This is a genomic window from Streptomyces hokutonensis (assembly GCF_042751305.1).
In the GTDB taxonomy this organism is placed as follows: Bacteria; Actinomycetota; Actinomycetes; order Streptomycetales; family Streptomycetaceae; genus Streptomyces; species Streptomyces hokutonensis_A.
In genome coordinates this window covers 122,250-143,717 of sequence record NZ_JBHYWD010000026.1, presented here as the reverse complement: position 1 = coordinate 143,717, position 21,468 = coordinate 122,250, and the positions used below count along the sequence as shown (strand labels likewise).

Genomic DNA, 21,468 nt, shown 5'->3' with positions numbered 1-21,468 from the left:
GGCCACCACGGTCCGGGGCAACCTCAGCATCGTCCGCCCCGCTCTGATCACGGTCGTCATCGACGACGCCCTGAACGTCTGGAACGGCTTCCTCTTCCCTCTGATCCTCACCCAGAGCCCGGACAAGAGGACACTGCCCCTGTTCGTGTGGAGCTTCCAGGGCGAGTTCACCATCAACGTCCCGGCGATCCTGGCCGCGGTGGTCCTCTCCACGCTGCCCATCCTCGTGCTCTACGTCCTGGGCCGCCGCCAGCTCATCGGCGGACTCACCGCCGGCTTCGGCAAGTGAGCGGCAACAGGCCGGCGACGCGGAGTGACTCGGCTCCGCCCGACTCGGGAGAGGGGACAGCAAGACGTTCAGTGCAACTCCCGATTGTGGAATACGCGTAGATGGCCAGTGAGGACGTGCCCGAGTCCCGGGCTGCCGAGCCCTCGAAGGCCGTGGCGGCCAGGGCTGTGGCAATCAGCTGATCGACGAGATTCGTGAACCGGGCCCAGGCGGAAGGTCCGCAGCGGACCGGTGAGAGCCGCACCATGCGCCGGCACAGGCCATGAAGGCCCGGTTTGAAGCCGAGGTACTGATCAAGACGAGAGGAGCAGCCGAGGCGCTGGCTGAGCTGCGCACCCCGGACCAGACCCGTCGGCCAAGAAGAGCGTTCGACCAGGAAGGCGCTGCGTGTCGGAAAAGGCGTTGGCTGAGGCATGCAGTATTGCCTGACTTGTGGCGGTCATGGACTCCGGAAGGTTTGCCACGGTGGCGGGCGCCCGGGGGATGCGATGGCCCGCCCGGCGGTACGCGACGGCAGTGATCCCGAGGCCATTCGCGACACTCGTGTGTTGGTCGACCATCTGCAGGAGCTGGTGCGAGGTGCCTACCGGCCCGTCAGGAACTGTGCCAAGTACGCAGAGGTGGTGTGGTTCGCGGATATGCCTGACGGGCTCGTCCGCCGTTCCCGGGATCCCGACTCACGGATCATGGTGGTCAGGCACCGTCCGCCTCTTGAACCACCTCGGTTGCCTGCCATCCTGGACGGCCACGTGTCGGAGGACGCGCAGCGATGGCTGGGCCCGCCGGTCAGTCGACGCTGTCGATGATGCGGAAGTCACGCTCGTAGCCGTCGGGCAGGGCCGCCAGGGCCTTCTGGTACGCCTCGCTCTCGTATGCCGCGACGGCCTCTTCGAAGCTGTCGAACTCGATGAGAACGACGCGTTGCGTGATTCCGGCCTCGTGGGCGACGACTCGACCGCCACGGGACGGGAGGAGGGACAGGAGGCGCCCGCCCCCGGCCTGGACAGCCGGACGGGCCAGCTCGTCGTAGGCAGTCAGCCTCTCAGGGTCGGAAATGGCGGGGTAGACACTGACCCAGTAGCCCTTGGCCATGGAAACCTCCTGTGTTGGACCGGACGCGTCCGACTTCGAATCGACCCTCGAATCGATCGATCCCGGCGACGGGTACGGCGGTCAGTTGAAGCGTCGTATGCGCAGGCTAGGGCTTGATGTGCGGCCGAGGGAAAGACCGATACGGGATAGGCTCAGAACGGATCGTTATCAATCGGCAGGGAGGGCGCGTGGCGCCGGACACGCTGAGCCTGCGGTACTTCCTGGTGCTGGCGCAGGAGTTGAACTTCACCCGCGCGGCCGCACGGATCGGTATCGCCCAGCCCGCACTCAGCGCCCGGATGCGCCGGTTGGAAGCGGAACTCGGTACGGCACTGCTGGTCCGCAACACGCGTAGCGTCGTATTGACCGCGGCCGGTGCGGCCTTGGCGGAGTCCGCGCCACCCGCGCTGGCGGCACTGGACCGCGCATGGGACACCGCCCGGAGCGCGGCGGCCGGTGAACTGGGCACGCTGCGCATCGGATACAGCCTCAGCACCGGGGCCGAGACGGCACCGGCCCTGGTGGACAGGCTGATGCGCGGCAACACCGGACTCGAGGTCGGCGCGGTCCCGATGGCGACACCGGAGATCTCCCCCGCGGTCGCGGACGGCCGCATCGATGCCGGAATCACCCGCGGTGAACAGCCGGGCCCTGGCGTGCGCCGCTTCCTGCTGCGGCGTCAGCGCGTCGGGGTCCAGCTGGCGCAGCACCATCCGCTGGCCGAACACCCGGAGATCGAGATCGCCGACGCGGCCGCGTATCCGCTGCGACTCCCGGACCGTGCGGCCAACCCCGTGATCCACGATCAGCTGTCCGCACTGTTCCGGGACATCCGGCCACACCCCCGGTTCCACACGCCCGCAGTCTCTTTCGACATGTCTCAGCGCGACCTGCGCGACGGGGTCACCCTCGCCCCGGCCGGAGAAGCCGCGGTCACGGCACAACCGGCCGGTCTCACCTGGCGACCGCTGCGGGGCGCGCCCGGTCTGACGATCCACCTGGTCCTCCCGCGCGAGCAGTCGCCGCTGCACCGCCGCATCCGTGCCGTCGCCAAAACCCTGGCGCACGAGCTGCACTGGCTGCCGGACTGACGCGCAAGAGGTCAGGCGAGACGGACGCCTGCGGTGGCGAGACCGAAGACCTTGCGTCCGGCGGTCTGCCTGGTGGGTCCTGTGGGGCATGGTGGGGTCGTCTCTCCGTCCAACCCTGGTCACTCGAAGGCCAGTTGGAGTGGGGCTGCTGCCTCTGACTGCCTTCGCTCGCCCTCAAGGAAGGGGCTGGGGAGTGCCGAGCCCACCGCGTCCGGGGGCCGGGCGCGGTGGGCGTCGTGTCGTGGGTGGGTGGTCGTCAGCGGACTCGGATGAACAGGACGTCGTAACTGCTGTTCGTCGAGCGGGTCTTGCTGTAGACGCCGTCGTTCGCGCCGCCGTTGTCGGGGTTGCCCGTGTTGCCTTCGACGGTGGTGAAGCTGGAGCCGTTCACCGTCCGTACGAAGCCGATGTGCTCGTTGCCGCCCCGGTAGTCGTTGCCGCCGTTCCAGTCGAAGGCCACGATGTCGCCGGGCTGGGGGCTGGTGGTCACCGAGAGGTGGTAGCGGCCCGCCCTGGCCTGGTCGACCCAGTCCACCACCCAGGTGCTGCGGTAGGAGGTGGCCCCGGTCTGCTTGGCCACCCAGCTCACGAAGGTCGCGCACCAGGCGTAGCCGCTGGTGGACCGGGACAAACCCACGGCCGATCCGTAGCTGTTCGCCCGCGCGCTGCCCTCCCTCGTGCCGAGTTCGGCCGCGGCCACCGAGAGGATGTTGCTGTATCCGCCGCCGGGCGGCGTCGTGGCCGGCGGGGTGACGGCGCCGTACAGGGCGGCCTTGGTGTTCGGGCCGACCTGACCGTCGACCGACAGGCCCTGCTCGGACTGGAAGTCCCGCACCGCGGCGTAGGTCAGCGGCCCGAAGTCGCCGTCCACGGCGAGATCCGCTCCGTGGTGGTTGAGCAGGCTCTGCAACTCCGTGACGCAGCCGCTCTTCTGGCCCTGGACGATGTTCGACGGGCAGGAGGCGGAGGTGAGGTTGATCGGCGCGGGGGCGCCGTTGCTCCCGTCACCGCTGATGTTCGAGTAGAGCGCGGCCTTGGTGTTCGGCCCGACCTCGCCGTCGACCGAGAGGCTCACCGACGCCTGGAACGATTTCACCGCCGCCAGGGTCGCGGGGCCGAACTCGCCGTCGACGTCGAGGTGTTGGCCCTTGCCGTTGAGCAGGGCCTGCAGCGTGGCGACGCAACCGCCGGACTGCCCCTCCACGATGTTCGACGGGCAGGACGCCGAGCGCAGATCCAGACTCGTCGACCCCGACTCGTCCGTGTTGTACAGCGCGGCCTTGGTGTTCGTACCGACCTGGCCGTCGACCGAGAGGCCGTGCGAGGACTGGAAACTGCGGACCGCGCTGTCGGTCTCCGTGCCGAACTCGCCGTCCACCTCGACCGCGTAGCCGAAGTGCCGTAGCAGTCGCTGGAGTTCGGTGACGCAGCCGCTCTTCTGGCCCTGGACGACGTTCGCCGGGCAGGAGGCGGAGGTGAGGTTGATCGGCGCGGGTGCCGAGCCCCCGGTCGCGTACAGCTTGGACTTCGTCTGCGGGCCGACCAGACCGTCCACGGCGATGGCGGTGGCGGACTGGTACGTACGTACCGCGTAGAGCGTCTTGGCGCCGAACTCCCCGTCGACCACCAGGCCGGCCCCGTGGGCGTTGAGCAGGTTCTGCAACTCGGTGACGCAGCCGCTCACCTGACCCTGCTGAATGGTGGCGGGGCAGGAGGACGAGGTCAGCTTGATGGGAGCCGGTGCCGCCATCGCCGGCGCGGCGCCGAGCACGGTGCCGGCCGACAGTACGGCCAGGATCGTGGCCGGGACGAGGATCCTGGCCCGCCAGCGCGGTCTCCCGATCCTGGCCCCGCGCTGCGGGACGCCCGCCTCACCGGCGGGAACACGGCGTCTGTGTCTCATGGCTGCGAAGGTCTCCTTCGACGGATCAGCGGATGGCGGCTTTTCGGTGGTCGACCGACCCGGGTCACACGCGACCCCCGCACCACGGTGGCCCACGGCGGTGCAGTCCTGGCGCAGCCCGGGTGCACCGCGAGCGCAGTCCGGGTGCGGTCCCGCCCCGTGCACCTCTGGCGCCACGGGCCCGACGTACGGCATCGTGTTTCTGCGCTGAGCGGGCAACTGGCAAGGGACCACGACCAGTTGGCCGCGCGGAATCGGCTTTGGGGGCAAGCGTGGAGTTCCGTGTGCTCGGACCGCTGGAGGTGTGGGCGGCCGGACGTCGCCTTCCGGCCATCGCCCGCAAACCGGCGGCGTTGCTGACCGCCGGCCTGATCGACGCGGGGAAGGTGGTGTCGACCGAGCGGCTCATCGACGCCGTATGGGGCGAGGAACCGCCGGAGACCGCCGCCAAACTGGTGCAGAGCTACGTGGCCAGGCTGAGACAGGTCCTGCACGGACCGGGCGCCGCCGAGGTGATCGTGACGCGGCCCGGCGGATACCTCTTCCAGCCGGGCGAGGGGGAGTTGGACCTGCACCGCTTCCAGGCACTGGTGGACCTCGGCCGCGGGCAGGCCGCCGAAGGGCTGTACCGGGCCGCCGGCGACACCCTGGACCAGGCGCTCGGCCTGTGGCGCGGTCCGGCACTGGGCGGTGCGGTCTCCGTCACGCTGCGGGCGGAGGCGGCCCGGCTGGAGGAGATGCGGCTCGCCGCCGTCGAGGCCATGATCGGGGCGCGGCTGGAGAGCGGCGACGGCGCGGACGGGCTGGTCGGCGAGTTGGCCAGGCTGGTGTCCGAGCATCCGCTGCGCGAGCAGTTGCGTACGCTGCAGATGACCGCCCTGTGGCGCTGCGGGCGCCGCGCCGACGCGTTGAAGGCGTACCGGGACGGCGACCGCCTCCTCCGCACCGAACTGGGCATAGGACCAGGACCTGAGCTGCGCGCTCTGCACACCCGGCTGCTGGCGTCCGACCACCCCCACCCGGAGGCCGCCGTCGCGTCCTGGTCGTCCTGGACGATCCCGCAGGCGGCGAACAGATGCGGCCACTGCTGCGAGGAGCACGCCCCGCCACGCCGGACGACGGACGTCGAGGCAGCCCTCGGGCGCATGCTCTACCAGGCCACATCCCTGGAAATGGTGCTGCGCTTCGCCGGCGAGATGCTGGCCGCGACCAGCGGGGAACGTGACGCGCTCGCGGCGATGACCGCCGACAGGCTCATGACGGAGGTGGAGGACATCGCGGCCCGGCGGAGCGAGATCACACCGGAGAAGCACACCGAACTCAGAAGGATCGTCAAGGACGCCCGGCCTCTCCTGGAGAGCCGGAACACCTGTACCGGGCCGCTCGCGGCAGTCGATCTGGAGACGCTGTCGGCCGAACTCCAGGTCCAGGTGAACCGCACCGTGGAATGGACCTGCGCGGTCCTGCAGCGAACCCACCGCGCGTCCCCGCGGGCGACGACGAGCAGGCCGGCCCCTCGCGGCGCGGCCGGTGTCGCGCATCTGTGGCACCGCACGGGAAAGGCGCAGTTGTCCCGTTCCATCCGGCGGGACGGGTGAGGCGTCGACCCGACGGGCAACGGCACCACCTGTCTACGCCGATGGTGCTGCTCGTCGGCGGCAACCGGGCCGTCAACGTCGCCTACAAGGCCAACTCCGGCACCCTCAAGCCCAGTTGTGGAACCGTCGACCAACTGTCCCGGGCCAAGGCCGCGATCGGCGTCCACCCCGTGGTCGGCCTCTCCGCCTCCGTGGGCGAGACCGCGTACGGCAAGGAGTCCGGCGACCACTACGTCGGCGGCACCCCCGCCCAGTACCCGGAGCGCTACGACGCCGTCGACTCCGCGCACCCGATCAGCGCGGACGCCCCGCCGACCCTGATCCTCCAGGGCTCCCGAGACCACCTCGTCTTCGCCGACCACAACGAGGCCTTCGCCGACAAGCTGACGAAGGCCGGCGTCACCCACCGCTACGTCGAACTCCCCTTACTGGACCACGCCTACGACAGTCTCTCCGCCGACATCGGCACCAAGGCGACGCGGACACTGATGCCGCCGTGGCTCCAGGAGTACGTCGGAGGCTGATGGCACTCCCGTCGCTGTCGTGCACGCGGTGGGGCGCACCACCAGGTGCCGGATCCGCTGGGGTTCACGACTGGCATCGGTGGGGCGACAGTGGGCCGCTCCGGTTCGCCGTCGGCAACGGTGCGAGAAGTTCCGGTCCGGTCCAGCCCGACCCACGCGGCGGTGTGCGGCGATCCGTCCGATCACGACCGTCGCCGTCAGCGCCCCGGCCGCCGGAGCGAGCAGACAGACCGGCAGCAGGGAGAGGTTCCCGGAGAACAGCGCCGGGCCGAACTCCCGTGCGGGGTTGGCGATTCCGCCGGACAGGGTACCGAAGGCGAGGATCTGGGCGGTGATCATCGTGCCGACCCCCCAGGGGGTGAACGGGCCGAGTCGGCGGCTGGAGACCTCGATCCCGGCGACGGCGACGATGACGAACATCGTGGCGGCCTCGACGACGGTCACTGCTGCCCAACTCCAGCCGGGGGCCGGCCTGATGACGGCGAAGTCGACGACGGGGGAGGCGAACACCGGTCCCCAGACCAGTCGTCCGGCCGCGATGCCGAGCAGCGAACCGATCAGCTGTCCCGCGATGAACGGTGCGACATCGCGGCCCGGTGTGCGGCCGTAGCGCCACATCGCGAGGGTGATCGCCGGGTTGATGTCGCCGCCGGTCACCCGGCCCCAGGGGGAGAGCATGACGGCGGTCACCGTATAGCCGGAGAGCGGGGCCACGGCGAGGAGCCGGGCCTCTGGAACGTTCCACCAGCCGCCCGCCGCCGGGTCGAGGGTGCCCAGCAGCCAGCGGACCGTGGTGGCCACGACGAACAACATCATTGCCGTCAGGGCGAGTTCGAGGAGGGCCGAGTGCAGCGTGCGGCGGTTCGCGGTCACAGCGGTTTCGTCCACGAGGCGTCGGAGCGGGTCAGTGGGAACGCGGCGGCGGAGGCCGCCACCAGCAGCAGCGCGGCGAACAGCAGGGGCAGGGCCCGGCCGCCGTGCTCGACCGCGACGGCACCGGCCAGACCGCCCGCGAACATGGCCGCCGCCGACAGCAGCCGGCGGCCGATCTTGCTGCCTTTGCCGCCCGCGAGGCGGCTGTCCGCGGCGACTCCGGTGATGGTGAGCGTCAGCACGGTCGTGGTCAGGTCGGGCACGGCCAGGGCGCGGGCGGTGGCGTTCTGCACGCCCATCGCCAGGCCGAGGAGCGCGATCAAGGCGTATTGGACCGCTCCACTCGCGTGCGCGGTGTCCGTCGTCTGCGCGACCACGTACGCCGCCAGGACCAAGGTCGTCTCCAGCAGCAGCGCCAGGTGCAGGACCCGTCCCCGGTGGGCACCGGCCCCGTGGGCGAGCCGGCCGCCGAGCAGGGCGCCCGCGGCGAACGCGGCCAGCGCGGCGAGGGAGGCCGCCAGGGAGAAGCCCGCCGCGCCGGCGATCGCGAAGCCGGAGAAGACGACGTTGCCGGTCATGTTGGCGACGAAGACATGACCCAGGACGAGATAGCTGAAGGCGTCCACGAGCCCGGTCACCACCGTGAGCCCCAGCATCAGGGGAGGCAGCGGACCGTGCCGGTCCTTCATGTCGGGGACGACCGTGGCCCACGCGTCTCGCAGTACGGCGGACATGGCAGTGCTCCCATCGCTGGAGGTCTCCCGGTCCCCGGGTCACTACGAGCCTCGCCCCACGGGAGCATCCCGTCCAACATATGGATACGGACGCAGCGATCTGCTACGGCGATTGATCGCCTTGGCCGCGGACCGCGTGCCGCTCCACCACCTCCAGGAACGCGGCGGCGGCCGGTGCCAGCCGCTTGCTGTCGTGGACCACGCAAATGGTGTGCACGGCCGCGTCGTCCGCGACCCGGAGCGCGCGTGCGCCGTACGGCAGGGAGGCCCCGGGGTCGGGGCCGGTGCCCGGCATGGAGTCGGCGAACACGGACGAGCGCGGGACGACCGTCACGCCGATGCCGCGCGCGGCCAGCCGGACCATGTCGTGGATCTGGCCGACCTGGAAGTGCTGGCCGGGTTCCACCCCGGCGCGCGCGAAGGCCGCCTCCACCTGGCGGCGCAGTCCGCTGCCCCGGGTGAACTGGATGAGCTGGTGGCTCTCCGGCAGGTCCGCGAGGTCGACGGTGTCACGGTCGGCCAGGGCGTGATCGGCGGGCACGACCAGGACCAGCGGGTCGACGGCCAGCACCAAGTGGTCGAGTCCTTCCGGGACTTGGCGCGGTCCAAGGCCCACGACGGCGATGTCGAGGTCACCGGCGAGGACCGACGCGGCCATCTGCGCGCTGGGCGCGTTGGTCACATGGAAGTCGATGCCCGGGTAACGGGCGTGGTAGTCGGCCATCACCTCGACCAGGTCGACCGAGGAGGCGCGCGTTTGGACCAGTCCAAGACGCAGCCGCCCACGCCGCAACCCGGACAGCGCGTCGAGGGCCGCCTGCGCGTTGTCGACGTCGGCGAGGATGCGACGGGCCAGCGGTTCGAGGAGTTCCCCGGCGGCCGTGAGCCGTACGGAACGGCTGGTACGGCTGAACAACCGGGCGCCCACGTCCTTCTCCAGCCGGGCGATCTGCTGGCTCAGCGCGGACTGGGCGACATAGCAACTCGCCGCCGCCTGCGTGAAGTTGCGGGTCTCGGCGACGGCGAGGAAGTACCTCAGGTGACGCAGGTCCATGAGCCTCATCCATCCGTCTGACCGATTGATTTCAGCAGAACCATGTGTTGGACCGATCCATCCTCGCAAACCTAGCGCCGAGAAGCCACCAGCCGACCGACCTCTCAGATCCGACGTGTCCAGCAGCACCATGCCCGTGGGCAGTACCGAGCCCGTGGGCAGCGCGATGCCCGTGGGCGGCATGCGCCCCTACGGCGGGGTCCGGCACCCCGCGCGACTCGTCGTCCGCAACGGTCGTATCCACATCGGCGACCCCGCCCGCCCTGCGGCCTCCGCCGTGGCCATCACCGACGGTGTCTTCACCGCCGTGGGCGACGACGCGACCGTCGCCCCGCACATCGGCCCGGACACCCGCGTCGTGGACGCGCTCGGCCGATGGGTGATCCCCGGCCTCAACGACTTCCATCTGCACGTCATCCGGGGCGGGTTGAACTACCTCCTCGAACTGCGCTGGGACGGCGTACGGTCCTTGCGCACCGCGCTGCGGATGCTGCGGGAGCAGGCCGAGCGCACGCCAACAGGCCAGTGAGTGAGGGTGGTTGGCGGCTGGACCGGCGAACAGTTCGCGGAAAAGCGGGTGCCGACGGTCTCCGAGTTGAACGCCGCGGCTCCTGACACCCCTGACCGGTATCACCACGATGCTCGACTTCTCGCACAACTCCCGTACCCGCGAACACTCCGAGGCGGCGATCGAGGCCCGGCGCGACACCGGCATCCGCGGCGGCCACGCCTCCATGGGACCGCACTTCGGGGACTGGGACCGCCAGTGGCCGGTCGACCTGACCCGCCTCAAGGACCGGTACTTCAGCAGCGACGACCAGCTCCTCACCCTCCGCCTGGCGACCCTGGCAACCGACGAGTTCGCCGGACCCGCCCTCGCCTACGGCCCCGAACTCGCCCGCACCGCGGCCGACGTCGGCATCGGCGTCAGCGTCGACGCGGTCTTCGGCGAGGCGACCTCAGCGGGCAGCAGACCGTCGCCTACGGCGCCCGGGGCCGCTTCCTCTACAAGACCTTCAGGGGCGGCGCGAGCTGCACGACGACCGCCTTCGGTTCAGATCCGCTCCCGAACGTGAGCAAGTCCTTCTACCTCACGTCCTGACATGGACCGGTTCAGGGCGTGTTGCGAAAGCGCTCACGAAGACGTTTCAGGGAAGTGCCTCGATGACGGCCGGCTACGGCCGCAGGACGAGCTTCCCGGCGGCGTGGCCGCTCGCGCTCAGCTCCTGCGCCTTCGCGGCGTCCTCCAGCGGAAGGCTCTGCGCGATGCGCACCGTGAGCTTGCCGTCGGCTGCGAGGCGGCCGTACTCGCCGAGCCGGGAACCGAACGGGGCGGGGCCGGAGAAGGTGACGCCCAGCTCGGCGGCCTTCGGATCGGCGATGGTGATGATCCGGTCGGTGCCGCCGCGCAGGTCGATCGACACCTCCAGATTGCCCGCCCCCGCGGCGTCGTACACGGCGTCGATGCCCTGCGGTGCGGCCTCGCGGACCCGGTCGGCGAGGCCGGCGCCGTAGGCGACCGGGATCGCGCCCAGCGAGCGCAGGTAGTCGTGGTTGCCGGGGGAGGCGGTGCCGATGACCGTGGCGCCGCGGGTGACCGCGAGCTGAACACCGACGGCGCCGGCCACACCCGCGGCTCCGTGCAGTAGGAGCGTGTCGCCTTCCCCGACGCCGAGGGCGCCGAGCACGCGGACCGAGGTCTCGACGGCGACGGGCAGTGCCGCGGCGAGGTCCCAGTCGAGGTCCGCGGGCTTGGGGCCGAAGTCGACGGCCAGCGCGTGCTCGGCGTACGCGCCGGTGACGGTCCAGCCCAGGACCTCGTCACCCACCGCGACGCCGGTCACGCCTTCGCCGACCTCGTCGACGACGCCGGCCGCCTCCACGCCGGGGATCGCCGGGAACGGCGGCGCCATCTGCGGCCTCCACCCGTTGCGGATCTTGTAGTCGAGCGGGTTGACCGCTGCCGCCACGACCTTCAGCCGCACCTGTCCGGGTCCGGCGTGCGGCTCGTCGACCTCTGCGAGGCGGAGGACTTCCGGGCCGCCGAACTCGGTGTAGGTGATCGCCTTCATGTCCTGCTCCAGTGCTCGTCGCTCTAGGCGAAAGATCAACGCTCTAGGTGAAAGATCAACCCTGGTCCGGACCGGCTGGCGCGGTCCAGCCGGTTGACCGGATCCACTCGGCCAGGTCGAGGGTGGCCGGCTCGATCGCCCGCACCACCGCAAGATCCGACGCGTGTTCCGCCGCCTTCGCGAACTGGCGGAACATCGCCCTGTCGAGGCCGCTGGGAAGCACGCTCAACGGGAGAGCCTCGTAACGTGCCGGGAGCCCGGCACGAGCGCCGAACGCCGCGGCGATCTGAGGGCCCGTCAGCTCGTCGCCGACGAGCTCGACGGCTCCGCCGGGTGCCTCCGCGGTGTCGAGCAGGAGCGCGGCGGCGACCCGGCCGACGTCCCTGACCGAGATCATCTTCAGGGCGACGTCCTCCGGCAGCGGCAGCCTCAGCACGATCTCTCCGTGCTCCAGGCTCGGTGCCATCTCCTCCATGAAGGGGGTCGGGCGAACCATCGCGGCCCTGAGTCCGGACTTCCTCAGGTGCTCCTCGATCGCGTGCTTCGAGTCATGGTGCGGCACACCCCGCTCCCGGTCCGCGCCGAAGACCGAGTTGAACACGACGTGCGGGACGCGTGCCGCGACCGCCGCGTCGACGAGCGCGGTGCCGATGCGGATCTCCGTCTCGACCTCTTCGAGGTTGTTCGCCTCCGGGGTCATGAAGCAGAACGCCTCGACTGCCGTCAGCGCGGCGGCCAGCGACGCCGGGTCGTCGGTCCGGATGGCCGCCAGCTCGACGCCGCGGGCGGCCAGCGCCTGAGCCCGGTCGGATTGCGGGTTGCGGACCAGGGCCCGCACCGTGGCCTTGTGGTCCAGCAGCGCGTCGACCACCGCCCCGCCCTGTTGCCCCGTCGCGCCGAAGACTGCGATCGTGCCGGTCGTCCGTGTGCTCATCGCTGCCACCCTTCGTTCAGGGCGTGAGCGAGGTGAGCACGAGTCCGGTGTTGACCTCGGCAGTGGGGGGAGGGTGACGCGGGCGCGGCGTCCTCGAGCTTGATCTGTTGTGACATGTCTCCACGATGCGTCTGCGGCGCCAGGCGCACCACCGGCATCCCGCCAGGTTCTCCCGATAACCCGCCAGTGTCGGGTAGCCTCAATCGCGTGTCCGACCCCAGCGGCGAGCCGAGCTTCTGCACCGACGATGCGCCGTTGTCGGCGCCGCTGGCCCATGGCGCCGACGTGGCCGCGCACTTCCACGACCACGGCCAGCTCCGCTACGCCGCGCGTGGGGCCCTGGTCACAGCGACCCAGGTGGGCACCTGGGTGGCGCCGGCCAGTCGGATCATGTGGGTGCCGCCCTTCGCGGTGCACAGCAGCAAGGCGTACGGCGAGACGGACATCCGGGTGCTGTCGCTGCCCGTGACGCTGACCCGACAGCTGCCGGCCGAGCCGTCGGTCTTCGTGGCGAGCGCGTTGCTGCGCGAGGCCTATCTGGCGCTGATGAGCGAGGGCGAGCCGCTGGAGAGCCCCCGTGCGCGGCTGCTGATCGACGTCGTACTCGCCGAGCTCGCCCGCGCCGCACAAGAGCCGCTGCGCCTCCCGGAGCCGATCGACCGGCGTCTCAAGGCGGTCACCGACCTGCTTCACATGGACCCGGCAAGCCCGGCGACCCTGGCCGAGCTGGGCCACCGCACGGGCGCCGGCGAACGCACCCTGAGCCGACTGTTCGGCAGCGAGCTGTCGATGAGCTTCCGCCAGTGGCGCACCCTGCTGCGCATTCAACGGGCGCTGATCGAACTCGGCGACGGCGCCTCGGTCACCGACACGGCGATCCGGCTGGGCTGGTCGAACCCCAGCAGCTTCATCGACGCCTTCACCGAGCTGGTCGGTCAGACACCCGGAGGCTATCGCTCGTCGGCTCGGTCCTCCCGCAGCTCCCATGGGTGAGAGGACGGCGGGGTAGCCGTAGTTCCCGGCGGAACATCGGTGGCAGCCCAATGGTGTGGGAGCCCACGCTGGAAGGGTGACTCCCTCCGCCATCACCCAGAGCTCCTCGCCGGCATCGGCGGCCTCGGCCGGTGCGACGCCGAGCGACCTCATCGTCCAGTCGCTGACGCGGCACAGCTCGTCGGAGGCGTTTGTCGCGGGCGACCGGCGACTGACCTACGCCCAGGTGCGCCTGGGGGTGGGCGTCACCATGCTCAGCCCGAACACGCCTGAGTCCTGGATCGTGCAGGCTGCGACGTACCTCCTCGGAGGGCGCTTCACGGGACTCCAAGCCGGTGAGCTGCACATCAGCGAGTCCACGGTGAAGTTCCACGTGACGAAGATCCTGGAGAAGCCGGGTGGCGGGTCGCGTGGCGAGGCGGCGGCGCTGGCGCACGAGTGGGGCGCCACGGCCACGCGTTAGGGCAGTCGCCGCGCGTGTCCCGGATCAGGCTTCTGTTGGTGGCTGAGTGCGCCGCGGGGCATCCCGCCGCACGTACGGAGCCGCACGATATGCATGCAGTTGCTCCAGAATGCGCTTCCAGATGCCGTCGCGCTGCCACCGCCGAAACAGGTCGTAGGCCCGGTGCCACGGCCCGTACCGCTCCGGGACGTCCCGCCACGGCGCACCCGTCCTGGTCCGCCACCGTGTTCCGCCGATCAGCAGCCGATGCGTCCAGGTCCACGGCCGGCCCGGCTTCTTGCCCGTCGGTAGCAATGGCTGCAGCCGGGCCCACTGGCCATTCGTCAGATCACCCCGTCCCACGGACGGTGATCATCTACGACCTTGATCCACCTTCGCAACAGGCCCTGGCTTGATCTTTGACCTGTGCGGCGTGGTCGTGGGGTGGTCGATTCCTTCGTTCGTCAACGGCGCCCCGCACCAGCAGCTCGTCGTCCATCAGGCCGAACCCGCGAGCCCCATGGCGGCGGCCTTCGAGTCACTGCGGGCGCTGGGTACCGAGCCGAAGAAGGCCGGGGCGACCGCACACCGGTGACCGGGCTGAAACCCTCGACGTCCCGACCGTCGACCTAAAGGACCGCATGACCAACTGGCAGTACCTTCTGTAGGGCCTGACTCGACCTCACGGAGGACCCCATGCCCGTACGTCGTATCGGCCTCGTCGTCCACCTGGGGCGGGCGACCGCCCGGGAGGCGGCGCGCGACGTGCACGCGTGGAGCGAGGCGCACGGCGTCCGCTGCACGGAGATCGACGTGTGGGCCAAGGACCAGCACCGGCGCGCCGGACGTGAGGAGTCCGAGGCCGCGGGCCGCCCCGACCTCGTCGTCACGCTCGGCGGCGACGGCACCTTCCTGCGCGGGGCCCGCATCGCCGTCAAGAGCGGAGCCGACGTCCTCGGCGTCGACCTCGGCAAGGTCGGCTTTCTAACCGAGGTCCCGGCCTGCGACATCGGTGAGGCCCTCGACGCCGTGCACGAGGGCCGGGCCATCGTGGAGGAACGCATGACGCTGACCATGCGCGCCTCCCGCCCCCTGGACATCCCCGAGGAGATGGAGGCCCTGCTGCGCTACGGCCGCGGTCCGATGCTGCCGCCGCCGCAGGTCAGGCCCGAGACCACGGAGGGCGGCGGCTGGGGCTGCGCGCTGGACGTCACCGCCCTCAACGACATCGTCCTGGAGAAACTCGCCCGCGACCGGCAGGTCAGCGTCGGCGTCTACCTCGCCGGCGGGCTGCTCGCGAGCTACTCGGCCGACGCCCTGGCCGTCGCCACCCCCACCGGGTCCACGGCCTACAGCTTCGCCGCCGGCGGACCCGTCCTCTCGCCCCACATGGACGCCGTCGTCTTCACGCCCATCGCCCCGCACATGACCTTCGACCGCAGTGTCGTCGCCGCCCCCGACGAACCCGTCGGCCTGCGCGTGCTGCCCCACTCCGGACAGGCCGCCGTGAGCGTCGACGGCCAACTCCGCGGCGTCCTGGACCCCGGCGACTGGATCGGCGTCTTCCGCGCCCCGCAGCGGGTCCGCCTCATCCGCCTGCGCCCCACCGACTTCTACGGCCGGCTGCGCGACCGGTTCCGGCTCACCGACGCCCCCGCCACCGCACTGGACGGTCCCGCGGCACCCTTCTTCCGCCCCGACACCCCGGTCCCGCCGGACCTCGCAGGTATGCGCCTGCCACCGCCGACCGCCGCGCGCTGAGGGGTCGTGGGGAAGGTTCCGCGTCGAGGGCTCACACCGGCAGGCGGACGGCGCCGACCGTGCCGGCGCCGACCGTGATGGTCGCCGTCACCGTCCCGCCGTGCGCCTCCGTGAGCCGGCGGACGATGGCGAGGCCGAGACCGCTGCCGCCGGTGCGGCGGTTGCGGGACTTCTCGGCCCTGATCGGCATGGCAGCCGGTGTCCACCCCTCCATCAGGGTCTCCGGCCTCACCCCGGCGGAGGCTCTCGCGACCACATGAGGCTCCGCCCCCGCACGTACGGGCGAGTTTCACATGGGCGCCACCAGACCCTTCCCTGACGTTTGTTGCTCTTGGAACACTCGCACCGCGCGCATTTCGCCATGTTCCGGCCGGCCGCGCGTCAGGATGAGAGGTGCCTCACCCATGTCCGAAGTCAACCGGCGTCGGTTTCTCCAACTCGCGGGTGCCACCACGGCGTTCACCGCGCTGTCGAACAGCATCGAGCGTGCCGCCGCGCTCCCCGCGAACCACCGCTCAGGAAGCATCGAGGACGTCGAGCACATCGTCGTCCTGATGCAGGAGAACCGGTCCTTCGACCACTACTTCGGTTCGCTCAGAGGCGTCCGGGGCTTCGGCGACCCGCGTCCGGTCGTGACCCGGCAGGACGGCAAACCGGTCTGGTACCAGTCGGACGGCACGAAGGACATCCTCCCGTTCCGCCCCGAGGCGGACGACCTGGGCCTGCAGTTCATCCAGGACCTCCCGCACGGCTGGAACGACGGGCACGCCGCGTTCGACGGCGGCAAGTACGACAAGTGGGTGCCGTCCAAGGGCTCCACGACGATGGCGTACCTGACCCGCGAGGACATCCCGTTCCACTACGCGCTCGCCGACTCCTTCACCATCTGCGACGCCTACCACTGCTCGTTCATCGGCTCCACGGACCCCAACCGCTATTACCTGTGGACGGGTTACACCGGCAACGACGGCAAGGGCGGCGGCCCCGTCCTCGGCAACGACGAGGCCGGCTACAGCTGGACGACGTACCCCGAGCGTCTCGAGAAGGCCGGGGTCTCCTGGAAGATCTACCAGGATGTCGGCGACGGCCTCGACGCGGCCGGCGGCTGGGGCTGGATCCAGGACGCGTACCGCGGCAACTACGGCGACAACTCGCTGCTCTACTTCAAGCAGTTCCAGAACGCCCAGCCCGGCGACCCGCTCTACGACAAGGCCCGCACCGGCACCGACGCCACCAAGGGCGAGGGCTTCTTCGACCAGCTGAAGGCCGACGTCAAGGGCGGCAAGCTGCCGAAGATCTCCTGGATCGTCGCCCCCGAGGCCTTCACCGAGCACCCCAACTGGCCCGCGAACTACGGCGCCTGGTACGTCTCCCAGGTCCTGGACGCGCTGACCTCCGACCCCAAGGTGTGGGCGAAGACGGCCCTGTTCATCACCTACGACGAGAACGACGGCTTCTTCGACCACCTGGTCCCGCCGTTCGCACCGGGCTCAGCCGCGCAGGGCAAGTCGACCGTCGACGTCGGCCCCGACCTCTTCGCGGGCAACGCCAGCCACCCGGCCGGTCCCTACGGCCTCGGCCAGCGCGTCCCGATGATCGTCGTCTCGCCCTGGAGCAAGGGCGGTTACGTCTGCTCGGAGACCTTCGACCACACCTCGGTCATCCGCTTCATGGAGCGCCGCTTCGGCGTCCACGAGCCCAACATCTCGCCCTGGCGGCGCGCGATCTGCGGCGACCTGACCACTGCCTTCGACTTCTCCCACAAGGACGTCAAGAAGGTCTCGCTGCCGGACACCGACGGCTACCAGCCGCCGGACAAGAACCGCCACCCCGACTACGTGCCGACCCCGCCCGCCAACCCCGTACTGCCGAAGCAGGAGCGCGGACTGCGCCCGGCCCGCCCGCTCAAGTACGCGTCTCTGGTGGACGGTTCGGCGGACACGAAGGCCGGGAAGTTCACGCTCACCTTCGCCTCCGGCGCGAAGGCCGGCGCCAACTTCCTGGTCACCTCCGGCAACCGCACGGACGGGCCCTGGAGTTACACCACCGAGGCCGGCAAGACCGTCTCGGACACCTGGAACTCGGCCTACTCGGGCGGCTCCCACGACCTCACCGTGCACGGCCCGAACGGCTTCCTGCGTGTCTTCAAGGGCCCCGGCAAGACCGCCGGACCCGAGGTCACCGCCCGTGACTGCGGCGACGACGTCGAGCTGACCTTCACCAACAAGGGCTCCGGCGCAGCGCAGTTGAGGGTCGTCAACGGCTACGGCGGCAAGACCAGGACCGTCAAGGTGCGGGCGGGCGCCACCGTCCGGCACACCTTCGACCTCGGTGCCAGCAAGCGGTGGTACGACCTGACGGTCACCTCCGACGGCGACGCGGGCTTCCTGCGGCGATTCGCCGGACATGTCGAGAACGGCCACCCGGGGGTCAGCGACCCGGCGTTCGGGCGGGTGTGACCGCCGCCGTAGAGCCGGTTGAATTCCGGGGCACTCGCGGTAGTGTGCCCCGGTGACCACGCATTCGAACACACCTGCAGGCTGGTACCCGGATCCGCACGGAGCGCCCCAGACCCTCCGTTACTGGGACGGCGCGAAGTGGACCGAGCACACCAACGCCGACCAGCAGGCGCAGCCGCAGGCCGTGCCGCAGCAGCAGGCGGGGCCGGACCCCCGGGTCCAGCGCCAGGTGCAGACGCAGGCCGGGGTCGCCGGGGGCGGCCCCGGCGGCGGCGGTCTGTTCACCGAGCCGGTCCTCGTGGTGAACCAGAAGGCCAAGCTGATCGAGCTGACCAACGAGTACAAGGTCATGGATCAGAACGGCAATCTGCTCGGCACCGTCACCGAGATAGGCCAGAGCGCGCTGAAGAAGGCCATACGCTTCGTCTCCAGCCTCGACCAGTTCATGACGCACCGGCTGGAGATCCGGGACGCCCACGGGCAGCCGCAGTTGGTGCTGACCCGGCCCGCGAAGATCATGAAGTCCCGGGTGATCGTGTCCCGTCCGGACGGCTCACAGGTGGGCGAGATCGTCCAGCAGAACATGATCGGGAAGATCAACTTCGGGCTGATGGTGAACGGTCAGCAGATCGGCGCGATCAAGGCGGAGAACTGGCGGGCCTGGAACTTCGCGATCGTCGACCACGCGGACAACGAGGTCGCCCGGATCACCAAGACCTGGGAAGGCCTCGCCAAGACGATGTTCACGACTGCGGACAACTACGTCCTGCAGATCCACTACCAGCTGCCCGAGCCGCTGTTGAGCCTGGTGGTGGCGACGGCGCTGACCGTCGACACCGCCCTCAAGCAGGACTCGCGGGGCCTCGGCTGACCCCGGTCACAGCGCGGTGAGATGCCCCGGCTCGGACCGCCGGCCCGGCTGCCGGGGCATCAACGCCGGTTCCACGGAGGCCGATTCGGGCTCCAGCGCCAGCACGGCGGCCACGGGATGATCGTGGTCGCCGTACTCGTTCGGCAGCGCCACCGCCGGGGTCACCCGGGTCAGCTGCACCACACCCCACGACGCGAGTGCGGCCCCCGCCAGCGCGAGGAGGATGCCGGCCGCGCCGCCCTGGAGGCGTTCGCCGAGCAGGGCCAGGCCGATCGCGGCGGCGGCCACCGGGTTCGCCAGGGTCACCACCGCGAGCGGGGCACCGAGGCCGCCCCGGTAGGCGGTCTGCGACAGCAGCAGCCCGCCCGCCGCGAACACCGCGACCAGCAGGGCGACTCCGACCACCTGCATGCTCAGCAGCGGACCCGAGCGGTCCGTCGCCGCGACCGTCACGGTCTGCGTGAGCGCGGAGGCCACACCCGAGGCGACACCGGACGCCGAGGCGTGCCGTAGACCGGGCTTCGCGCCGCGCCGGGCCAGCAGGCCGATCAGTGCGGAGGTCGCGCCCGCGACCGCCAACGCCTGCGAAACGGTGAGGACTTGGTCGGGCTGGGGCCCGGACGCCGTGACCAGCAGGGCCGACAGGCCGAGCAGCGTGAGCGCGGTGCCCCGCCATTCGCTCGTGCTGACCCGCCGCCCGGCCACCCGCGCGCCCATCGGCACGGCGGCGACCAGGGTGAGCGCGCCCAGCGGCTGTACGACGGTCAGCGGACCGTACTTCAGCGCCACGACGTGCAGCAGCGCGGCCGACGCGTTCAGCACGACCGTCCACCACCAGGAACCGGTGGCGAGCAGCCGCAGCATCCCCGCGTCGGAGTTGCGGGACGCCAGCCGCTCCTGCGCCACGGCGGCGGCCGCGTAGGCGACGGCGGAGAAGAGGGAGAGGACGACGGCGACGAGCGTGGCGTTCATCGGCCCGCTCCGACGAGCACCGGCTGCTTCTCGGGGGCGAGCTCCGGCTGACCGCGGCCTGCCGTGGTCGCCGTGCGGTGCGGCGGGTGGATCAGCGCGAGGGCGATGCCGAGCATCGCGGTGGCCACGATCGCGTCGAGCCAGTAGTGGTTCGCCGTGCCCACGATCACGAGCAGGGTGACCAGCGGGTGCAGCAGCCACAGCCAGCGCCAGCGGGAGCGGGTCGCCACGATCAGGCCGATCGCGACCATCAGTGCCCAGCCGAAGTGCAGCGAGGGCATCGCCGCGAACTGGTTCGAGAGGTGGTCGCTGGTCGGCGGGCCGTACACCGAGGGGCCGTAGACCTTCGCCGTGTCGACCAGGCCCGTCGCGGCCAGCATGCGCGGGGGCGCGAGCGGGAACACGAAGGGCAGGACCAGGGCGGCCGAGGTGACCGTCGCCAGGACCCGGCGGGCCCAGACGTAGTGCGCCGGGCGCCGCAGGTACAGCCAGACCAGGAAGGCCACGGTGGCCGGGAAGTGGACGGTCGCGTAGAAGGTGTTCGCGAGGTGCACGAGGGTGTCGTTGTGCAGCAGCACCGACTGCACCGAGCCCTCGTCCGGGAGACGCAGGGTCCGTTCCAGGTCCCACACGTGGCGGGCGTTGCGCAGTGCCTCACCGGTGTGGCCCGTCGCCAGCTGGCGGCCGAACTTGTAGACGAGGAAGAGCCCTGCGACGAGCAGGAGCTCACGGACGAGCGGGGGCCGCGCTATCGCGCTGGTCCCCTTCTCTGCAGGCTCGGTGCGGGCATTCATCCCCCGGCCCCTTCGCTGACGGTGGTGCGTGTGGTGGTGCTGGCCGGGCTTGTGACCCTTCCGGCGGACCGAACTCATCGGTACGAGTCCGTTCCGATACGCCAGTGTACCGATACGAGATGGTACCGATACGGTGGAGTACCGGTACACTGGCGTATCGATAGCGAAACGAGACACACTGGAGAGCGGACCCCGGGTTCGCGGGCCGAGTGAGGAGAAGAGCCATGACGTCGCAGGCTGAGGACGGACCGGACACGGTCGCCGCCTCGCGCCGCTCCAAGATCACGCCCGAGCGTGAGCGGGAGTTCTTCGACGCCGTGCTCGACCAGATAAGAGAATGCGGCTACGACTCCGTGAGCATGGAGGGCGTCGCCAGCAGCACCCGGTGCAGCAAGTCGACTCTCTACCGGCAGTGGGGGACCAAGCCCCAGTTCGTCGCCGCCGCGCTGCGCGCCAACCGCCGGGCGCACTTCACCGGCATCGACACCGGCTCCCTCGCGGAGGACCTGCGCCAGGCCGCGCGGGCCGCGGGCGCCTGGTCGGCGAAGGACACCAAACTGGTCTCGGCCCTCGGTCACGCCGTCACCCAGGACAGCGAACTCGCCCAGGCACTGCGCGAGGCGCTCGTCCACCCCGAGATCACCGCGCTGGAGGACATCCTGCGCCGTGGCGTGGAACGCGGCGAGATCCCGGCCGACCACCCGGCGCTGCCGTACGTCCCCGCCCAGATCTTCGGCGTCTTGCGGGCCCGCCCCGTCCTGGAGGGCTGCTACGCCGATCCCGACTACTTGGTCAGATTCGTGGAGGCCGCGGTGCTGCCCGCACTCGGCCTGTCCGGGTCGCCCTGAGAATCAGGCCGCCGTCCATGGGATGACTGGACGGTGACCTGGTCGCGCCGCACCGTGGGGACGGGGGCGGCGCGCACCCCCCCGGGGGGGGGGGGGGGGGGGGTTGTGGGGGTGGCGCGCCCCCCCCCCCCCGCGGGGGGGGGGGGGGTGGGGAGGGGGGGCGG

At 70.8% G+C, this 21,468-nt stretch carries 19 protein-coding genes and 5 pseudogenes; 13 read left to right on the top strand and 11 right to left on the bottom strand.

What is annotated here, in order from left to right:
- Positions 1 to 31: 31 nt before the first annotated feature.
- A pseudogene (locus ACFXC1_RS43035) lies at positions 32 to 289 on the top strand (carbohydrate ABC transporter permease); the annotation flags it as partial.
- Positions 290 to 1,075: 786 nt separating this feature from the next.
- Here ACFXC1_RS43035 and ACFXC1_RS43030 read toward each other — a convergent pair.
- Positions 1,076 to 1,381, bottom strand: a complete 306-nt coding sequence (locus ACFXC1_RS43030) for a DUF1330 domain-containing protein (RefSeq protein WP_381253653.1) — start codon at positions 1,379 to 1,381, stop codon at positions 1,076 to 1,078.
- A 188-nt stretch (positions 1,382 to 1,569) separates the two neighbouring features.
- Between ACFXC1_RS43030 and ACFXC1_RS43025 the strand changes: the two genes are divergently transcribed.
- Positions 1,570 to 2,472: a LysR family transcriptional regulator gene (locus tag ACFXC1_RS43025; protein ID WP_381253651.1), complete on the top strand. Its 903-nt coding sequence runs from the start codon at positions 1,570 to 1,572 to the stop codon at positions 2,470 to 2,472.
- Between the two features lie 256 nt (positions 2,473 to 2,728).
- Here ACFXC1_RS43025 and ACFXC1_RS43020 read toward each other — a convergent pair whose 3' ends face one another.
- Positions 2,729 to 4,375, bottom strand: coding sequence for a peptidoglycan-binding protein (locus tag ACFXC1_RS43020; protein ID WP_381253648.1), 1,647 nt, complete (start codon positions 4,373 to 4,375; stop codon positions 2,729 to 2,731).
- A 284-nt stretch (positions 4,376 to 4,659) separates the two neighbouring features.
- Here ACFXC1_RS43020 and ACFXC1_RS43015 point away from each other — a divergent pair, with 284 nt between their 5' ends.
- Both ACFXC1_RS43015 and ACFXC1_RS43010 read left to right on the top strand, forming a co-directional pair.
- Positions 4,660 to 5,973 (top strand): AfsR/SARP family transcriptional regulator, encoded by a 1,314-nt coding sequence (locus ACFXC1_RS43015; RefSeq protein WP_381253645.1) that lies wholly within the window; start codon positions 4,660 to 4,662, stop codon positions 5,971 to 5,973.
- 41 nt (positions 5,974 to 6,014) lie between these two features.
- A complete protein-coding gene (locus tag ACFXC1_RS43010; protein ID WP_381253642.1) occupies positions 6,015 to 6,497 on the top strand; it encodes an alpha/beta hydrolase family protein in 483 nt (160 codons plus the stop codon).
- On the opposite strand, the gene ACFXC1_RS43005 is transcribed toward ACFXC1_RS43010, so the two are convergent.
- From ACFXC1_RS43005 to ACFXC1_RS42995, 3 genes are all read right to left on the bottom strand, one after another.
- Positions 6,399 to 7,370 carry an MIP/aquaporin family protein gene (locus ACFXC1_RS43005; protein ID WP_381253639.1) on the bottom strand — a complete coding sequence of 324 codons (972 nt, stop codon included), beginning with the start codon at positions 7,368 to 7,370 and terminating at the stop codon, positions 6,399 to 6,401. The genes ACFXC1_RS43010 and ACFXC1_RS43005 overlap by 99 nt on opposite strands.
- Positions 7,367 to 8,104, bottom strand: coding sequence for a YoaK family protein (locus tag ACFXC1_RS43000; protein ID WP_381253636.1), 738 nt, complete (start codon positions 8,102 to 8,104; stop codon positions 7,367 to 7,369). Before ACFXC1_RS43000 ends, ACFXC1_RS43005 begins: the two co-directional genes overlap by 4 nt.
- Before the next feature lie 103 nt (positions 8,105 to 8,207).
- Positions 8,208 to 9,158, bottom strand: coding sequence for a LysR family transcriptional regulator (locus ACFXC1_RS42995; protein ID WP_381253634.1), 951 nt, complete (start codon positions 9,156 to 9,158; stop codon positions 8,208 to 8,210).
- A 166-nt stretch (positions 9,159 to 9,324) separates the two neighbouring features.
- On the opposite strand from ACFXC1_RS42995, the pseudogene ACFXC1_RS42990 reads away from it, so the two are divergent.
- Positions 9,325 to 9,780 (top strand): annotated as a pseudogene (locus tag ACFXC1_RS42990) (amidohydrolase family protein); the annotation flags it as partial.
- A 1-nt stretch (position 9,781) separates the two neighbouring features.
- Positions 9,782 to 10,120 (top strand): annotated as a pseudogene (locus ACFXC1_RS42985) (amidohydrolase family protein); the annotation flags it as partial.
- Between the two features lie 213 nt (positions 10,121 to 10,333).
- Here ACFXC1_RS42985 and ACFXC1_RS42980 read toward each other — a convergent pair.
- Both ACFXC1_RS42980 and ACFXC1_RS42975 read right to left on the bottom strand, forming a co-directional pair.
- A complete protein-coding gene (locus tag ACFXC1_RS42980) occupies positions 10,334 to 11,230 on the bottom strand; it encodes an NADP-dependent oxidoreductase (protein WP_381253631.1) in 897 nt (298 codons plus the stop codon).
- 55 nt (positions 11,231 to 11,285) lie between these two features.
- Positions 11,286 to 12,164, bottom strand: a complete 879-nt coding sequence (locus tag ACFXC1_RS42975; RefSeq protein WP_381253629.1) for an NmrA/HSCARG family protein — start codon at positions 12,162 to 12,164, stop codon at positions 11,286 to 11,288.
- 207 nt (positions 12,165 to 12,371) lie between these two features.
- Here ACFXC1_RS42975 and ACFXC1_RS42970 point away from each other — a divergent pair, with 207 nt between their 5' ends.
- Both ACFXC1_RS42970 and ACFXC1_RS42965 read left to right on the top strand, forming a co-directional pair.
- The gene (locus ACFXC1_RS42970; protein ID WP_381253627.1) at positions 12,372 to 13,157 is read left to right on the top strand and encodes an AraC family transcriptional regulator; all 786 of its coding nucleotides are present in this window, start codon (positions 12,372 to 12,374) and stop codon (positions 13,155 to 13,157) included.
- Positions 13,158 to 13,233: 76 nt separating this feature from the next.
- A complete protein-coding gene (locus ACFXC1_RS42965) occupies positions 13,234 to 13,620 on the top strand; it encodes a LuxR C-terminal-related transcriptional regulator (RefSeq protein ID WP_381253624.1) in 387 nt (128 codons plus the stop codon).
- A 96-nt stretch (positions 13,621 to 13,716) separates the two neighbouring features.
- Here ACFXC1_RS42965 and ACFXC1_RS42960 read toward each other — a convergent pair.
- Positions 13,717 to 13,962, bottom strand: a pseudogene (locus ACFXC1_RS42960) (transposase); the annotation flags it as partial.
- Positions 13,963 to 14,011: 49 nt separating this feature from the next.
- Here ACFXC1_RS42960 and ACFXC1_RS42955 point away from each other — a divergent pair.
- Both ACFXC1_RS42955 and ACFXC1_RS42950 read left to right on the top strand, forming a co-directional pair.
- Positions 14,012 to 14,194 carry a hypothetical protein gene (locus ACFXC1_RS42955; protein ID WP_381253622.1) on the top strand — a complete coding sequence of 61 codons (183 nt, stop codon included), beginning with the start codon at positions 14,012 to 14,014 and terminating at the stop codon, positions 14,192 to 14,194.
- A gap of 101 nt (positions 14,195 to 14,295) precedes the next feature.
- Entirely contained in the window at positions 14,296 to 15,360 is a 1,065-nt protein-coding gene (locus ACFXC1_RS42950; protein WP_381253619.1) for an NAD(+)/NADH kinase, read from the top strand.
- A 31-nt stretch (positions 15,361 to 15,391) separates the two neighbouring features.
- On the opposite strand, the pseudogene ACFXC1_RS42945 reads toward ACFXC1_RS42950, so the two are convergent.
- Positions 15,392 to 15,541: pseudogene (locus tag ACFXC1_RS42945) on the bottom strand (ATP-binding protein); the annotation flags it as partial.
- A gap of 223 nt (positions 15,542 to 15,764) precedes the next feature.
- Here ACFXC1_RS42945 and ACFXC1_RS42940 point away from each other — a divergent pair.
- Both ACFXC1_RS42940 and ACFXC1_RS42935 read left to right on the top strand, forming a co-directional pair.
- Entirely contained in the window at positions 15,765 to 17,819 is a 2,055-nt protein-coding gene (locus tag ACFXC1_RS42940; RefSeq protein WP_381253616.1) for a phosphocholine-specific phospholipase C, read from the top strand.
- A 52-nt stretch (positions 17,820 to 17,871) separates the two neighbouring features.
- The gene (locus ACFXC1_RS42935; RefSeq protein WP_381253613.1) at positions 17,872 to 18,690 is read left to right on the top strand and encodes a phospholipid scramblase-related protein; all 819 of its coding nucleotides are present in this window, start codon (positions 17,872 to 17,874) and stop codon (positions 18,688 to 18,690) included.
- Between the two features lie 6 nt (positions 18,691 to 18,696).
- Here the strand turns inward: ACFXC1_RS42935 and ACFXC1_RS42930 are convergent, their stop codons facing one another.
- Positions 18,697 to 19,662, bottom strand: a complete 966-nt coding sequence (locus ACFXC1_RS42930) for a DMT family protein (protein ID WP_381253610.1) — start codon at positions 19,660 to 19,662, stop codon at positions 18,697 to 18,699.
- Positions 19,659 to 20,456 carry a phosphatase PAP2 family protein gene (locus tag ACFXC1_RS42925; RefSeq protein WP_381253607.1) on the bottom strand — a complete coding sequence of 266 codons (798 nt, stop codon included), beginning with the start codon at positions 20,454 to 20,456 and terminating at the stop codon, positions 19,659 to 19,661. Before ACFXC1_RS42925 ends, ACFXC1_RS42930 begins: the two co-directional genes overlap by 4 nt.
- A 224-nt stretch (positions 20,457 to 20,680) precedes the next feature.
- Between ACFXC1_RS42925 and ACFXC1_RS42920 the strand changes: the two genes are divergently transcribed.
- Positions 20,681 to 21,304, top strand: a complete 624-nt coding sequence (locus ACFXC1_RS42920) for a TetR/AcrR family transcriptional regulator (RefSeq protein WP_381253604.1) — start codon at positions 20,681 to 20,683, stop codon at positions 21,302 to 21,304.
- The last annotated feature ends 164 nt before the right edge of the window (positions 21,305 to 21,468 follow it).